Source organism: Sphingobacterium sp. UBA7631 (assembly GCF_002483935.1).
GTDB classification, from domain to species: Bacteria; Bacteroidota; Bacteroidia; order Sphingobacteriales; family Sphingobacteriaceae; genus Sphingobacterium; species Sphingobacterium multivorum.
In genome coordinates, this window is record NZ_DLIX01000010.1 from 443,425 (window position 1) to 459,247 (window position 15,823).

Here is a 15,823-nt window from a genome sequence, read left to right on the forward strand (position 1 = left end):
TTAACAACGAAAAGTAGGCCGGGCTACTCGCTAAGGCCAAATTGTTTTGATATGAAGAAACATTACATTCCACTCCTTATTGCGTGCTCACTATTGAATAACCTGGCCAACGGGCAAGAAGTAGGGACCGAACAACAAAGCAAAGTAGATTCTGTAAAACTAACCAAGGATGATACGATTTATCCCAAGCTTCAGGTAAAAGGTTTATTTCAGGCCAGATACCTTGTGAGTGGCACAAAAGATGTAGACGTTAATGGACTGCATCACAGTGATGGTTCTGGTACGGACAACAATTTTATGGTGAAGTATATGCGCGTTCAGATGCGTGCCCAAATTAGCAAACGCACAGAGGTGGCAGTTTTGGCAAATCTCGCGGATTTTAAAAGCGATCCGAAAACAAAAGTTCTCGAAAATGCTTATTTGAAATATACATTTAGTCCCAAATTGGCGATTACAGTAGGCCAATTCCGTCCCTGGTTTGGTATTGAAGAGACTTATCCAATTGATATTATCAAATCATTGGATTGGTCCAATCAATATCTTGAGTTTGGCAAACTCGGCTGGGCAAGCTTTCAGATCGGCGTGGCAGCGACAGGTGAGACCACGCTTGGGGAAATGCCTTTTAGCTACTCGTTATCCGTGGTAAATGGAAATGGAAAAAATCAGGTAGTCGATAACGACAATGGCAAACAATATGCTACGCGTCTTGTCTTTGGCCTTTCGAAGAAGTATAGTGTTAACTTAGGGCTCAATGGGGGGATTGGCGAGGTTATGAAAAAACAGGTGCACGCATTGGGTGTTGATCTAACCGGAAATGTGAACTTTGGCAAGCGCTGGAATCTCGATATGCAGCTGGAAGCAAAACAGGCGATCAATCATAGCCTGTACTATTCGTTGGACGAGAGTGCTCGTAGCTCCAAATTGAGCGATTACCTTGTACGGGGTATTTATTTTCTTCCAAACTTAAGATACGAAGTAAATTATTTCAACCTAAGCGCTTTCGAGCTATCTTGCCGATATGAATACATTGATCCTAATTATAAACTAAATGCAAATGGACGTCAAACATACACACCGATGTTCGGTCTAGAATTTTTAAAAAATTATGGTGCAAGGATTCAGCTTGGTGTCCAGTTAGACCGGTATAAAAAGCAGACCGAAAATACCAGTGAATTCAATAAGAACTTATTTATTATTCAAGTGCAAAGTCGATTCTAATTTATTAAACCACGCTTATTATGAAAGAAATCAGTATTAAAAATATTGCCATCACTTTTCTTGTGGCACTCATTTTATGGTTTATCCCAATACCGAAAGGAGTCAGCCCAGAAGCTTGGCATCTCTTTGCTATCTTCGCAGCAACTATTCTTGGGATTATTTTAAAAGCAGCTCCAATGGGTACCATGTGTATGATGGCCATAGCATTTACTGCGCTGACACAAGTGTTGGCCCCCGGAGATGCTGGTAAATCCATTACCAAAGCTTTGACCGGTTTTGGCGACAAAGTTATCTGGCTGATTGGTATCTCTTTTTTTATTGCTCGCGGTTTCATAAAAACCGGTCTTGGCAATCGGATTGCATTTCTTTTCATTCGTGTTTTTGGAAAAAGTTCGCTCGGGTTAGCCTATGGATTGGGACTGGCAGACGTCTGTTTAGCTCCAGCAATCCCGAGCAATACGGCTCGAGGCGGTGGAATTATATATCCAATTATGAAATCCATGGCTATTAGTTTTGATTCCGTCCCCGATAAACCAGAGACACATCGGAAATTGGGATCCTATCTTACTTTAAATAGCTATTATATGAATCTTATCGCATCTTCGATGTTTTTGACTGGGACGGCCAGTAATCCAATGTGTCAAAAATTTGCTGCTAACCTGGGAATCGACATTACTTGGATGTCCTGGGCCATTGCGGGATTCATACCTGGTATTGTCGCCTTTTTTGTGGTACCGCTTGTTCTTTACAAATTATATCCGCCTGAATTAAAAAAAACAGGCGATGCGCCGAAGATGGCGGCACAGAAACTAAAAGAGATGGGGCCTATTTCGAGGAATGAGTGGTTAATGCTTTTGGCATTCTTTATCTTATTGGCATTATGGATCTTTGGTGGATCCTTTTCAATTGATGCTACAACGACGGCTTTTATAGGTTTAACGCTACTGTTACTAACCTCTGTGTTGACCTGGGAGGATGTTAAAGCAGAAAAAGGAGCATGGGATACGATTGTTTGGTTTGCTGTGTTGGTCATGATGGCCAGTTCATTAAACGAATTGGGATTCATCGGCTGGTTTAGTGATTTGATTAAAGTACAGATTGGTGATTTGAGCTGGCAAATAGCCTTTCCTGTCATTATTCTTGTTTACTTCTTTAGTCACTACATTTTCGCTAGCGCCACTGCCCATGTAGCAGCGATGTATGCCGCTTTGTTGGGTGTCGGTGTTTCTTTAGGCATTCCACCAATGCTGCTTGCGATGATGCTTGGATTTCTAGGCTCCATCTATGGTGTATTAACACATTATGGCCATGGCCCTGCACCGGTATTTTTCGGAAGTGGCTATGTTGATTTAAAATCATGGTGGTTGCGTGGATTGGAAATCGGTATCGTATTATTGGTGATTTACATGGGTGTTGGTGGATTGTGGATGAAGGTTATAGGTTATTATTAAAAATTAGGATCTTATTATGTTATCTACTTTGTCAAAAAAGATGCTCATGTGCCTGACTGGATTGTTTTTAGCGTTCTTTTTGCTGATTCACTTCCTAGGGAACTTACAGCTATTCTTGCCGCAGGAACAAGCACATTTACAATTTAACGCCTACTCACATTTTCTAGCGGGCAATATCTTGATCAAGATTATCTCTTATGTACTTTATGCCAGCATTATCCTTCATGCCTTAGATGGCCTTGTCATTACATTAAAAAATAAAAAGGAGGGAGCTGTTTATAAATCGGATCATCGCGGAAGAGCAAGCAAATGGTACTCGCGTAATATGGGAATTTTAGGTACTATAATTCTCATCTTTTTAGTTATCCATTTTCAGAATTTTTGGTATGTATACAAATTTGGTGCAACCCCGCTTGATGAGCGGGGGAACAAGGACTTATATGTTTTGGTCATCGCTGTCTTCCAACAATGGTGGTACGTCCTTATCTATGTATTATCTATGATAGCCTTGTGTTATCATCTTATTCACGGGATTCATAGCGCAATTCGAACCTTAGGATTATTTCATCCAAAATTTGTCAAATGGTTTAAGATCCTTGGCATTGGCTATTCGGTTATCATTAGTTTGGGCTTTGCCATGATGCCTGTTTATATATTCTTTACAGTAAACTAAAGCGGATAAATCATGATATTAAATTCAAAAATACCAGAAGGGCCATTGGATGAAAAATGGACACGCTATAAGAAGACTGCCAAATTAGTTAATCCCGCCAATCGCAAAAAATTGGATGTTATCGTGATTGGTACAGGGTTGGCGGGTAGTTCTATTGCAGCCTCCCTTGGCGAGATGGGGTATCAGGTGAAATCATTTTGTTTTCAGGACAGTCCGCGACGGGCGCATTCCGTCGCAGCGCAGGGCGGGGTAAATGCGGCAAAGAACTATAAAAATGATGGAGATAGCGTTTACAGAATGTTTGTTGACACCTTAAAAGGAGGGGATTTCCGTGCACGTGAAGCAAATGTATACCGCATGGCAGAATGCTCACTTAATTTGATCGATCAAGCTGTAGCCCAAGGAGTTCCTTTTGGACGAGAATACGGCGGCTATTTAAATAATCGCTCTTTTGGCGGCGTACAGGTAAGTCGGACGTTCTATGCAAGAGGCCAAACCGGGCAGCAGCTTCTTTTGGGCGCCTACCAGGCACTTATGCGCCAGGTAGGAAAGGGAACCGTGCAACTTTTTACACGACATGAGATGCTTGATGTTGTTGTTATCGATGGAAAGGCACGTGGTGTTATCGTACGTAATCTAGATACGGGCGATATTGAACGGCATGCGGCCCATACAGTTGTATTAGCAACAGGAGGTTATGGTAAAATATATTACCTATCGACCTTGGCTATGGGATGTAACGGTTCGGCAATTTGGCGCGCACATAAAAAGGGCGCATTAATGGCTTCTCCGAGCTGGATTCAGATTCACCCGACGTCCTTACCACAATCGGGCAGTTATCAGTCTAAATTAACCTTAATGTCGGAGTCTTTGCGCAATGACGGAAGAATATGGGTCCCCATGAAGGAAGGTGAGACGCGAGAACCCAACGCTATTCCGGAGGAAGAACGGGATTACTATTTAGAACGACGGTATCCCGCATTTGGAAATCTTGCCCCACGGGATATTTCCTCTCGGGCGGCAAAGGAACGGATCGATGCCGGCTTTGGGATTGGTCCACTCAAAAATGCTGTTTATCTTGATTTTGCGAAGGCTATCAGAGAACAGGGGAAACAGAAAATACAGGAAAAATATGGTAATCTATTTGACATGTATGAAAAGATTACGGGATATGATGCTTATAGCGTACCGATGATGATTTCACCGTCTGCACACTTTTCCATGGGCGGTTTATGGGTCGATTATGAGTTGATGACGAGTCTGCCAGGTTTATTTGCGCTTGGCGAAGCTAATTTTGCGGACCATGGTGCAAACAGACTTGGGGCAAACTCACTGCTTCAGGCATCTGTCGATGGCTATTTTATCGGTCCCTATACGATTGCCAATTATTTGGCAAACGATATTCATACGGGGAAAATTTCCACAGATCATATTGCGTTTGAACGTGCTGAAGAGGATGTTAGAAAACAAATCGACGTATTTTTGAAAATCAAAGGCAGTAAAACTGTGGATTATTTCCATAAAACACTCGGCAAAATACTCTATGACTATTGTGGGCTGGCACGTAATGAAAAAGGGCTTCGCTATGCTATTGAAGAAATTAGAAAGCTAAAACAAGAATTTTTCAAGGACGTTATTGTCAGCGGCGAGGCCGATACGTTAAATAGCGAACTGGAGAAAGCCGGGCGTGTAGCAGACTATTTTGAGATTGGAGAACTGATGTGTTATGATGCATTGACGCGAAATGAATCCTGTGGAGCGCATTTTCGGGAAGAATATCAAACTGCAGACGGAGAGGCGCTACGTAACGATGCCGAATACCAATTTATTTCCGCTTGGTTATGGAAGGGAGAAAATGAAGAACCTGAGTTGGTCAAAGAACCGTTGACCTTTGAAGAAATACAACCAACTGTTAGGAGCTATAAATAAAATGAATGATTATGGATTTATATCTTAAAATATGGCGACAAAAGGATCGCAATGCTACAGGCAAATTAGTGACGTACACATTAACTGACCTAAATCCGCATATGTCTTTTTTGGAAATGTTGGATACTTTAAATGAACAGTTGATAACAGGAGGAGAAGAGCCCGTCGAGTTCGATCACGACTGTCGTGAAGGAATTTGCGGGCAGTGCGGAATGATGATTAACGGCATTGCACATGGGCCCCTTAAGCATACGACGACTTGCCAGTTACATTTACGTTCATTTAAAGACAAGGATACCATTACCATAGAACCTTTTCGTTCAGCCGCATTTCATATAAAAAAAGATCTGAAAGTGGATCGTTCCGCATTCGATCGAATTATTTCTTCTGGTGGATTTGTCTCTATCAATACAGGACAGGCTCCAGATGCAACAGCCATTCCTATTTCTCATGAATTAGCTGAATCGGCATTTGACTCGGCAGCCTGTATAGGTTGTGGTGCTTGTGTGGCGACGTGCAAAAATGGCAGCGCGGCCCTTTTTACCTCAGCAAAGATCACCCATATGGCACTATTACCACAAGGAAAGGAAGAGCGTAGTCAACGGGTATTAAATATGATCAAACAAATGGATAAGGAGTCCTTCGGTCATTGTTCAAATACAGAAGCGTGCGAGGTAGAGTGTCCACAAGGTATATCAGTACTGAATATCGCACGTATGAATTTTGAGTATAACAAGGCACTATTTTTTAAAAAGAAATAAAGACCAACGGTCGAAAAAAGTGGCACGATAGTTTCTTATATCGGATTTATAATAAAGACTGAAGCCATAAAAAGAGCGATACCGGATCGTTGAAGATGACTCACCTTATCCCTGAAAGTAGGGATTTGTAAGATTTTATGGTTAATAAATAGGTTTTTGTAGTAATTTTGAAAAAAGAAATTCATTAAGTTATAGCGATTGATATGAAGTGTAGTAGGTTGTTTGTGGTACTTTTCATTTGTAGTATAGTGTTTAGTGTAACCGCATGTAAGGATTTTTCAAACAAAGTCTTGGGAAAAGGCGAACTGAAGGACACACTTACGGAGAAATTGGTTGTTAAGGAAAAAATACCACATTTGTTGAATAGGTGGGATTCGCTTCAGAAAAATCAGATACACTTTACAGTAGATAGTCTACACCCTGTTCCGATCAAACAACAAAGACGTGAGCTAAAGGACTCCCTGCGGAAAGCATTTGATAAGCAACCAAAACATATTTATTTGACTTTTGATGATGGCCCATTAATTGGTAGTGCTTTTATTGATTCTATTGCGAAAGAAAAAAACATTAAAGTGAGTGTATTCTTGATTGGTAAACATGCGAATATGAGCAAAGGAAGAAAACGCGATCTTGCCCGTTATGAATCCAATCCACTTATAGCCTGTTATAATCACAGCTATACGCACGCAAACAATCAATATTCAAGATTTTATAGTAACCCCCAAAATGCTTTTGCTGATTTTGAAAAGAATGAAAAAGATCTCCATTTAAAACATAAAATTGTTCGGCTTCCAGGAAGGAATATTTGGATATATGATAATGTTCGTAAGATTGACCTTAAGAATGGATCCAGCACAGCCGATCTATTGCATAAGAACGGATATACAATTTATGGCTGGGATGTCGAGTGGCGGCTTAATAGCGTTACTGGTACGCCCATACAGAGCCAAGAGTCTACCTTGTCTCATATCCGAAATTATATGAACAACAAAAGCTCAATGGTACCTAATAATGTTGTTTTCTTAATGCATGATGATATGTTTCAAACGCGAAAAGGGCAGCAGGAGTTATCCACTTTAATTGATGCATTAAAAAAAGAAGGCTACCAGTTTGAATTGATGCAAGATTATCCGATTAAGTATTAGATAGGTTCGTCAGCTGTCATCTCATCAAAACCCATTTCTTTTGCAATCTGATGAGCACCAAGAATTAATTTACCGCCAATTCCCTGTCCTTGAAACTGAGGTAGCACAGCGACAGGAGCCAAGGCAAGAGAATCGGATGTTTTTTGATTCTCTTTATCGATAATCTTCACCTTTGTCAGGAGTATATAGCCTGCTATTTCTCCTTCAGCTTCAGCTACCATTGACAGTTGTGGTATAAATTCTGCTGTCCTTCTTAGTTTTTCTACTAAAATGTGCTCTTGATGATCGCTATACTGTTCGTTTTCAAAGGCGAGTCGGATCAGTTCGAATACAATCGTTGTGTCACTTGACTTTTCTGTCCTAATATTTACAGTCATAGTTTTTTTGTAGATACAACTATTTCTTCGCTATTAATAAAGCCGTTTTTGGCCCCATTATTTGTAGGTACATAGTTGTTTAGAAAAAATCAATTATAGATCTAATTATATAGGATAAATATGCGTATTAATATTTGAAAAATTGATAATATAGTTTCTAAATGATAAAAAGTACTTTTCCTCAGGACTTTCTATTTGCAGTGTTTTACTAGTTCTTTGATCTTGCGTTGAGTAGCAAAAGCGCTGGAAACAATTTTGAGAAAATGAATTTACAATTGATTTGTTTTTCAATAAATTATCTGATTACCAATCACTTAATAACAATAGTGTTAAATAGTGTAAAAATAACACTTGCAATGTATATTTATTTTCGTATTTTCATGTTAAATAAACAATTATAAATCGCCTCCAGTAGACACCTAAACCGATACGTCTTAGAGGTAAAAAAAATAACTAATTAAACACAAAATTTAAACAATTAAACAGTTTTTATGATTAACTGCCATTATTTCTCAAATCAATGGAAGAGAGCGTTTTGGACTGGATCATTGTGCTCACTAGTGGCCTTGAGTCCCCAAATCGTCGATGCTACAACCCTCGCAAGCTATGGAATTCTCTTTCAGCAGGAGCAAAGTGTTTCTGGAACGGTGCATGATGAATCTGGAATGCCAATTCCTGGAGTAACAGTTTCCGTCAATGGAACAAAGTTAGTAACTAAAACCGACGTTCAAGGTAGATACAAGTTAGACAAAGTCCCCGCAAGTGCGATTATTAATTTCCGGATGGTCGGCAAACAATCTATGGATGAAGCTGTAAAAGGAAGACAGACCATCGATATCACACTTCTTAATTCGGAATCGAATCTCGAAGAAGTCGTTGTTGTTGGTTACGGAAAGCAACGCAAAGAGACTGTCACCGGTGCCGTAGCCACTGTGAAGGGAAGCGATCTAGCACAATCACCGGCATTGAACGTTTCCAATGCATTAACAGGACGCGTCCCGGGCGTTACAGCAACCAACGGGAGCGCCGAGCCTGGCTACGATGGTTCCAATATCAAAATCCGGGGAACGAATACACTGGGTAATAGCAGTCCCTTAGTCGTTATTGATGGAGTTCCTGCGCGTGAAGGAGGAATTGATCGTATTAATCCCCGAGATATAGAAAATATCTCGGTTCTAAAAGATGCTTCTGCTGCTATTTATGGAGCCAGGGCAGCCAATGGGGTTATTCTCGTTACGACAAGAAGAGGAAAAACAGGAAAACCGCAGTTTTCTTATACGTTCAACCAAGGGTATTCTCAACCTACCGTTATTCCTAAATTAACAGATGCCTCCCAGTTTGCGGCAATTAGAAATGAACTCGAAATTTATAACCTCCCTGTTGAAGAATGGTCTGCTGCTTATACAGCGATCAACGAGAAAGGCAGTTACAATAAACAAGGTGGAGGAGTTTTGGATGCGCCGTTTAAACCAGAAGATATCCAAAAGTTCAAAGACGGATCAGATCCTTGGGGGCATCCCAATACTGACTGGTATAAAGCTACGCTAAAAAACTGGTCACCTCAACAGCGCCACAACCTCCAAATCAATGGCGGTACTGAGGATGTCAAGTATCTGATGTCTTTGGGGTATCAAAATCAGGATGCCTACTATAAAAATTCGGCTACAGGTTATAAACAGTATGACTTAAGGATCAATCTGGACGCCAATATAAGTCAGTATATCAAAACACAATTTGGTGTTTTAGGAAGACAGGAAAACCGAAATTTCCCCACCAAGAGTGCTGGCACGGTCTTTAGAATGCTGATGCGGGGAAATCCAACACAACCAGCAATATGGCCTAATGGAATGCCGGGACCAGATATCGAAAATGGCGAAAACCCCGTGGTAATTACGACCAATGCGACAGGTTACGATCACGATAAACGCTACTATTTTCAAACAAATGGTCAGGTTGAGATTACAAATCCCTGGATAGATGGTCTTAAATTAACACTTAATGCCTCTGTTGACAAATATGTAAAAAATCAAAAAACATGGGTTACACCCTGGACTTTGTATTCTTGGCAGGGCGCTTATGAGGCCGATGGCAGCACACCACAACTGGTTCCTGGAAGACGTGGGCCTGCCGATCCAAATTTAAACCAAAGCAATGAAGATCAACTGAATATCTTACTTGGTGGAATCTTAAGCTTTGAGCGGAAATTTGGTGACCATCAGGTAAATGCTATAGCCGGTATCAACAGAGAAACAATTGATAATGATAAATTCAGCGCGTATCGTCGCTATTTTCTTTCAAATGCGATCGACTATCTTTTTGCCGGTGGAGAACAGGAAAAAAATAACGATGGATCTGCATGGAAAAGAGCGCGGCTAAATTACTTTGGGCGATTTGGCTATAATTATAAAAGCAAGTATATCGCAGAATTCCTTTGGCGTTATGACGGATCGTATATGTTCCCTGAAAGTGAAAGGTTCGGTTTCTTTCCAGGTGCCATGGCGGGATGGGTCGTGTCGGAAGAGAATTTCTGGAAGGAAAATGTCCCTGTGATTAATTATTTCAAGATCCGTGCGTCATATGGCCAGATGGGTAATGACAACATCTACTATGATGATAAATTACAAGAATATCAATATTTTTCAACCTATTCCTTTGGTACTTATATCGTCAATGATAAGCTAGCCAAAACCCTTTTTGAAAGCCGTGTTCCTAATGAGATGATTACTTGGGAGGTTGCCAATAACTATAATTTAGGGTTTGATTTTCAATTTTTACAAGGAAAGCTGAATTTCGAGTTTGATATTTTTAAAAATCGCCGTAATTCCATTCTATGGAGAAAAAATGCGTCAATACCACAAAGTACAGGGATGACATTACCGGCAGAAAATATTGGCAAAGTGGATAACAAGGGTTGGGAATTTAACTTAGGTTATCGTGGCAAGGTGGGAGATTTGGGGTACACGGTTGGTGTGAATGGTGGTTATGCTAAAAACAAAATTATCTTCTGGGATGAAGCCCCGGGCGCCCCTGCATGGCAGCAAAGTACAGGTAAACCTATCAAAACGGATATTTATTATGTCTATGACGGCGTATTCCGTGACATGGAAGATATCGCCAACAATAAATTGGACTATAGTGCCATTACGAAAACTTTACGCCCTGGAGATATGAAATATAAAGATTTCAATGGTGACGGAAAGATTACCCCCGATGATAAAGTAAGACGAGACAAGAATAGTGACCCAACATTTCAGGGAGGTTTCAATTTTAGTCTGACCTATAAGGATTTTGACTTATCGGTACTATTTCAAGGAGCTACAGGAGGAGAGATACGTGTAGGAACGGATGAATCTGGATCTATCGGAAATTTTGTGGAAGAATTCTATGATAAACGCTGGAGCATCAGTAACCCAAGTAGCGTTTATCCACGTTTGACAGACCGTGGCAATCAATATTATTCTTATAACAATACCTATTGGATGCGGAGTACCGATTATTTGCGGCTTAAAAATGTGGAAATAGGATATAATCTGGCCTCAAGCATTTGTAGTAAAATTGGCATTGGTTCTTTACGTCTATATGCAAATGGCATGAATTTAATAACGTGGAGTAAGATCAAAATGTATGATCCAGAAGCCGTTAATGCATTAGGGCAATATTATCCGCAGGCAAGATTGATTAATTTTGGCGCATTATTATCGTTCTAACCAACTGTCATATTAAGAACTTAACGAAGAAGAAAAATGAAAAAAATTAAGAATATATCACTTATACTACTTGTACTTTCTGCATCATTACAAGCTTGTAATGATGATTTTGTGAGCACGAAGCCACTCAGTGAAGTTCCACAGGAGATCGTTTGGTCGGATGCTGGTTTGTCTGAGGCTTTCGTGACAGAAATCTATAACGGTTTTGGGGTAGGAGGCTTTTATGAGCAAGAAATGGCATCCATGACCGACGAAGCTTTATTTACACACCCTAATCGGGGCATAAATACCGTGACCGAATCTCGATCAAATCCAGCTGATCAAGGCTATATTATGGATACTTACGAATACGGTCGCATGTATACGCGCATCCGGGCAACTAACATTGCCATCTCCAATTTGAGTGCACCCAAGTTTGACAAAGCAAAAGCCGATAAGCTGTTAGGCGAAGCCTATTTCCTGCGTGGGTATTATTATCAACAGCTCTTACGCTTTTATGGTGGCATCCCCATCGATAATAAGATATATACATTGAACGATAAAGACTATATGGTTCCGAGGAATAGCTATGAGGAGTGTGTCAATGCCATCGTGAAAGATCTAGACAGCGCAGCTCTTTTGTTAAAGGGCAGTTCATCAACAAAGGGACGTGCAAATGAAACTGCAGTATTGGCCTTAAAATCAAGGGTATTACTCTATGCTGCCAGCGATCTCCACGATGCGGGTAAAGCCAAAGCAAAATCAACATTATTGGCAGGGTATAAAAATCCAGAATATCTAATGTACACGAGTGGCAATCAGGTGGAGCGTTGGACAAAAGCAAAGGCCGCAGCAAAAGCCGTACTGGATCATACAGAATTCGCCTATAAGTTAGACCTAACTCAACCCGCTTCGCCTAATGAGGGTACTGCCAACTATATGGCCGTATCGTTAGGAGGGGGGAGCAAGACAGTTGATTTTACAGCAGGAAAAGATATTATTCTGGGGAGATTCTTTATTGACGAAAAGGATGAACGTGGTGGCTGGGTAGGGCGAGACAACGGTCCAAATGGCTATCATAACTGGGCCGGAAATACACCGATACAACTCTTGGTAGACGACTACGAGACTATTGATGGCCAAAAATTCAGCTGGTCAAATCCTACTATGGCAGCCAGCCCTTATCAAAATCGTGACCCACGTTTAAAGGCAACAATTTTATACGACGGTGCGGATTGGAAACCTAGGACAGCTGATGTCGCTGAAAGAGATAAGGCGAATCAAATCCAAACAGGTCAATACGAAATAATGAATGCCAAAGGACAAAAGGTTATCCAATTTGGCCTTGACACAAGAAAAAGCCCGATTGAAGATTGGAATGGTTCACGGACAGGATATTATATTCGTAAATTTACAGATCCGGACCCTACAATGCAGGATCAAAACACAAGACAGCGCATTCCCTGGCCAATGTTTCGCTATACAGAGGCGATATTGAACTATGTAGAAGCATGTCTTGAATTAGGAGAAGAGAATGAAGCTAAAACATGGTTAAACAAAATCCGCTTTAGAGCTGGAATGCCTGCAATTCCAACCGCCGAAACCGGAGCGGCTCTAAAAGCACGTTATAGAAACGAGCGCCGTATTGAATTAGCATACGAGGAGCATCGCTTCTTTGACGCGCGACGCTGGATGATAGCCGCGGAAACTATAGGTCGTAAAGCAAATATTATAAACATCACGGGAACCCTTAAGGCGGGTAAAAATGTAACTCTTTATCAATATAATCCCGATAACTACACCTATACCTATACGGTATCCAATATTGATCCAGGTATCGAAAATAGGAACTGGGATGACAAAATGTACTACACGTCTTTGCATCGCGATGAGGTTAATCGAAATACAAAATTGATCCAAAATCCAGGTTACTAGTATTTAAAGAAGCTGTCCAAATGTGCAGTGCCCCCAGAAAATGTCTAACTTTTTGGGGACACTGCATTTTTTTGGACAGCTTTTTTTGCGGCTAATTTTTAATACGTTTTGAATAGGTCCAATTTTAGTAACTATGCTGTATTGATAAGCGACAGGAATAAGTTTCAGTATATGCTGCTAGTGGCGGCAATATGCCTTAGATACCTATTGTGTTCGTACCTGCTTCGGACAAGCTTCGGAGCTCACCGGATAAGGATTAGCTATTGGCCAGTTCCTGACCAGTATTTTCCTGTTCGGAGACTGGTCAATGACTGTTCAGCATCTGTACGGAATCTATTGATGATCCGAAGAAAGTACGAAGCAGGTACGAAGCAAAGGGCTTCCCATTCGCTTATTGTTGCCATTTTTCACCGGATTTCACCATAGCTCTTTGGACAGGTTGAAACTTTATCTGCTATTCAAAAATAGTTTCCACAAAACAAGTGACAAACTTTTCGGACACACTGATTATATAATTACTTTTTCTGCTGACTTATATTAGGTAATAGCCCTGTAACTACTCCGATTAATGGAAGATAAGCACAGATATTAAATACATATTCGATTGAGGTTTGATCTGCAAGCCAGCCTAGAACTGCTGAACCAATTCCCCCCATACCAAAAGCAAAGCCAAAAAATAAACCAGCAATCATTCCGACCTTTCCTGGGATGAGTTCTGTCGCATAGACCAAGATAGCAGAGAATGCAGACGATATAATAAGACCTATTAAAATAGCGAGGATAATGGTTAGCCCTAGACCCACGTGTGGCAATAGTAATGTGAACGGAGCCGCTCCGAGAATCGATACCCAGATAATTAGTTTACGCCCATAGCGATCTCCCAATGGCCCCCCTAATATAGTTCCCGCAGCTACAGAAGCAAGAAATATAAATAAGTATATTTGAGATTCCTGAACCGAAACATGGAATTTATTGATCAAATAGAAGGTGAAATAACTGGTCATGGAAGCCATGTAAAAATATTTGGAAAAAATGAGTACCAATAAAATTACAAGTGCAAATACTACTTTTGATTTTGGCAGGTCGGCTTTTGAAGCACCAACAGCAGTTGTTTGTGTCTTAGGCTTGAGATGTATTTGATACCAATTACCGACATAAGTAAGAATCATAACGGCTACAATGGCCAATACGCCAAATACACCAATGTATTGTTGGCCCAAAGGGATCACAATAAGCGCTACAAGAAGGGGACCTATCGCACCACCAGCATTACCACCGACTTGGAAGATAGACTGGGCGAGCCCCTTTTTGCCTCCGGAAGCTAAATGAGCAACTCGAGAAGCTTCAGGATGAAATATAGATGAACCCATGCCAATAAGACTTACAGAAAGGAGAATGTAGATAAAGTTTGACGCAAAAGAAATGCATATCAATCCTGCTAAAGAGAAAAGCATACCGACAGCGAGTGATCGTGGTGTAGGGTTTTTATCTGTATACAAACCAACGAAGGGTTGCAAAATAGAAGCAGTAAGCTGAAAAACCAACGTTATAATACCAATTTGGGTAAAACTAAGCGCATAATTTGATTTTAACATGGGATATACTGCCGGGATGACCGACTGAATCAAGTCATTGAGCAAGTGTGAAAGACTAATCGCAAATAAAATCGGATAGACGGTTTCGGAGCTTTTCCAAGATCCACTCGGGTTTAAAGATTGTGTTTTCATAAAAGAAATATTCATCAGGTCATCTGATGTTTTAATTGATAAAAATAACGTATATTGAGATTGATGATTTGCATATGCTATAGGAAAATTACAGCTGTTGGATAATTCGGTTAGCAATATCAACAGCTTTTTTCACTTCTTTATCTTTGATTGCCAACATCAGTTCCTCGTGTTGCTGTTGTGAAGTTAAGAAGGGTACTGTATCCTTATAAATAGTCATGAAGAACTTATTGACATGTTCAGATAAAGTTGTATATAAAGCGGTCAAAATACTATTTGCACATGATTCAGCAATTGCACTGTGAAAGGCAATATCGGCATCCACGCACGCCATCAAATTTCCCATTTCGGCATATTTTGCTCTATTTTTGAGCGCTTGAGCCATATCCTTGAGACCTTTCGAAGTACGATTTAAGGCAGCTTTTTCAATAATTCGCAATTCCAATACGTGTCTAACTTCAAAAATATCGTTAAAATTGGCTTTTTCAATTTTTGAATCAAGAGCATGATGACCTGTGCTACTTTTAACAAAAGTACCAAGACCTTGTTGTACATTGAGATAGCCTGATTGACTTAAATATTTGACCGCCTCACGAATGCTGGATCTGCCCACAGCAAATTGTTTCATCAATTCTGGTTCCGTAGGAAGTTTAGATTCTACCGGGAATTCACCTAATTTGATTTTTTCTTCTATTGCCGCGGCAACTTCCTCTGCCAAGGATCTTCGTACGATAGCTTCAGTCTTCATATAGTCATATCATCTGATGATTGCAAAGGTAGTAGAATTTTTTGAATTCTTATTTATTTTCAAAAATTTGATCAAACCAACCGAATATTGTTACGACTACATCAGATATTTATTACAGTGTTTACTGTGTTAAATTTATTGGCAGTTTTAGGTTAATTAACAGTGAGGCAGGT

Annotated in this window: 12 protein-coding genes; 8 read left to right on the forward strand and 4 right to left on the reverse strand. The window is 40.3% G+C overall.

All coding sequences use genetic code 11. The features are described 5' to 3' along the window. The first annotated feature begins 51 nt into the window (after positions 1-51). From B3P16_RS18285 to B3P16_RS18310, 6 genes are all read left to right on the forward strand, one after another. Positions 52-1,218 carry a porin gene (locus B3P16_RS18285; protein WP_286843813.1) on the forward strand — a complete coding sequence of 389 codons (1,167 nt, stop codon included), beginning with the start codon at positions 52-54 and terminating at the stop codon, positions 1,216-1,218. Positions 1,219-1,238: 20 nt separating this feature from the next. Continuing rightward, positions 1,239-2,669 (forward strand): anion permease, encoded by a 1,431-nt coding sequence (locus B3P16_RS18290; RefSeq protein ID WP_046673349.1) that lies wholly within the window; start codon positions 1,239-1,241, stop codon positions 2,667-2,669. A gap of 16 nt (positions 2,670-2,685) precedes the next feature. Then, positions 2,686-3,342 (forward strand): succinate dehydrogenase cytochrome b subunit, encoded by a 657-nt coding sequence (locus B3P16_RS18295; protein ID WP_070564055.1) that lies wholly within the window; start codon positions 2,686-2,688, stop codon positions 3,340-3,342. A 12-nt stretch (positions 3,343-3,354) separates the two neighbouring features. Continuing rightward, a complete protein-coding gene (locus tag B3P16_RS18300) occupies positions 3,355-5,271 on the forward strand; it encodes a fumarate reductase/succinate dehydrogenase flavoprotein subunit (RefSeq protein ID WP_046673351.1) in 1,917 nt (638 codons plus the stop codon). 11 nt (positions 5,272-5,282) lie between these two features. After that, positions 5,283-6,032 (forward strand): succinate dehydrogenase/fumarate reductase iron-sulfur subunit, encoded by a 750-nt coding sequence (locus B3P16_RS18305; protein WP_046673445.1) that lies wholly within the window; start codon positions 5,283-5,285, stop codon positions 6,030-6,032. A gap of 203 nt (positions 6,033-6,235) precedes the next feature. Continuing rightward, the gene (locus B3P16_RS18310; RefSeq protein WP_070564061.1) at positions 6,236-7,177 is read left to right on the forward strand and encodes a polysaccharide deacetylase family protein; all 942 of its coding nucleotides are present in this window, start codon (positions 6,236-6,238) and stop codon (positions 7,175-7,177) included. Here B3P16_RS18310 and B3P16_RS18315 read toward each other — a convergent pair. Then, positions 7,174-7,554 carry a GNAT family N-acetyltransferase gene (locus B3P16_RS18315; RefSeq protein ID WP_115048716.1) on the reverse strand — a complete coding sequence of 127 codons (381 nt, stop codon included), beginning with the start codon at positions 7,552-7,554 and terminating at the stop codon, positions 7,174-7,176. The two genes, B3P16_RS18310 and B3P16_RS18315, sit on opposite strands and share 4 nt — an antisense overlap. A gap of 491 nt (positions 7,555-8,045) precedes the next feature. On the opposite strand from B3P16_RS18315, the gene B3P16_RS18320 reads away from it, so the two are divergent. Both B3P16_RS18320 and B3P16_RS18325 read left to right on the forward strand, forming a co-directional pair. Next, positions 8,046-11,261: a SusC/RagA family TonB-linked outer membrane protein gene (locus tag B3P16_RS18320; protein WP_159332945.1), complete on the forward strand. Its 3,216-nt coding sequence runs from the start codon at positions 8,046-8,048 to the stop codon at positions 11,259-11,261. A 36-nt stretch (positions 11,262-11,297) separates the two neighbouring features. Continuing rightward, positions 11,298-13,175 (forward strand): RagB/SusD family nutrient uptake outer membrane protein, encoded by a 1,878-nt coding sequence (locus B3P16_RS18325; protein ID WP_112374115.1) that lies wholly within the window; start codon positions 11,298-11,300, stop codon positions 13,173-13,175. 260 nt (positions 13,176-13,435) lie between these two features. On the opposite strand, the gene B3P16_RS18330 is transcribed toward B3P16_RS18325, so the two are convergent. The 3 genes from B3P16_RS18330 to B3P16_RS18340 all read right to left on the reverse strand — a co-directional run bounded on the left by B3P16_RS18330 (position 13,436) and on the right by B3P16_RS18340 (position 15,650). Then, on the reverse strand, positions 13,436-13,579 hold the full coding sequence (locus tag B3P16_RS18330; RefSeq protein ID WP_159332944.1) for a hypothetical protein: 144 nt from the start codon (positions 13,577-13,579) through the stop codon (positions 13,436-13,438). Positions 13,580-13,690: 111 nt separating this feature from the next. After that, positions 13,691-14,902 carry an MFS transporter gene (locus tag B3P16_RS18335; RefSeq protein WP_070564519.1) on the reverse strand — a complete coding sequence of 404 codons (1,212 nt, stop codon included), beginning with the start codon at positions 14,900-14,902 and terminating at the stop codon, positions 13,691-13,693. Between the two features lie 88 nt (positions 14,903-14,990). Then, positions 14,991-15,650, reverse strand: coding sequence for a FadR/GntR family transcriptional regulator (locus B3P16_RS18340; protein WP_286843814.1), 660 nt, complete (start codon positions 15,648-15,650; stop codon positions 14,991-14,993). Positions 15,651-15,823: the final 173 nt, after the last annotated feature.

Bases quoted from the DNA above. Each gene is read 5' to 3' on its own strand.
- B3P16_RS18310 (WP_070564061.1), top strand. From the start codon at position 6,236: ATGAAGTGTAGTAGGTTGTTTGTGGTACTTTTCATTTGTAGTATAGTG.
- B3P16_RS18315 (WP_115048716.1), bottom strand. From the start codon at position 7,554: ATGACTGTAAATATTAGGACAGAAAAGTCAAGTGACACAACGATTGTA.
- B3P16_RS18325 (WP_112374115.1), top strand. From the start codon at position 11,298: ATGAAAAAAATTAAGAATATATCACTTATACTACTTGTACTTTCTGCA.
- B3P16_RS18300 (WP_046673351.1), top strand. From the start codon at position 3,355: ATGATATTAAATTCAAAAATACCAGAAGGGCCATTGGATGAAAAATGG.
- B3P16_RS18335 (WP_070564519.1), bottom strand. From the start codon at position 14,902: ATGAAAACACAATCTTTAAACCCGAGTGGATCTTGGAAAAGCTCCGAA.
- B3P16_RS18285 (WP_286843813.1), top strand. From the start codon at position 52: ATGAAGAAACATTACATTCCACTCCTTATTGCGTGCTCACTATTGAAT.
- B3P16_RS18320 (WP_159332945.1), top strand. From the start codon at position 8,046: ATGATTAACTGCCATTATTTCTCAAATCAATGGAAGAGAGCGTTTTGG.
- B3P16_RS18340 (WP_286843814.1), bottom strand. From the start codon at position 15,650: ATGAAGACTGAAGCTATCGTACGAAGATCCTTGGCAGAGGAAGTTGCC.
- B3P16_RS18295 (WP_070564055.1), top strand. From the start codon at position 2,686: ATGTTATCTACTTTGTCAAAAAAGATGCTCATGTGCCTGACTGGATTG.
- B3P16_RS18290 (WP_046673349.1), top strand. From the start codon at position 1,239: ATGAAAGAAATCAGTATTAAAAATATTGCCATCACTTTTCTTGTGGCA.
- B3P16_RS18330 (WP_159332944.1), bottom strand. From the start codon at position 13,579: ATGGCAACAATAAGCGAATGGGAAGCCCTTTGCTTCGTACCTGCTTCG.
- B3P16_RS18305 (WP_046673445.1), top strand. From the start codon at position 5,283: ATGGATTTATATCTTAAAATATGGCGACAAAAGGATCGCAATGCTACA.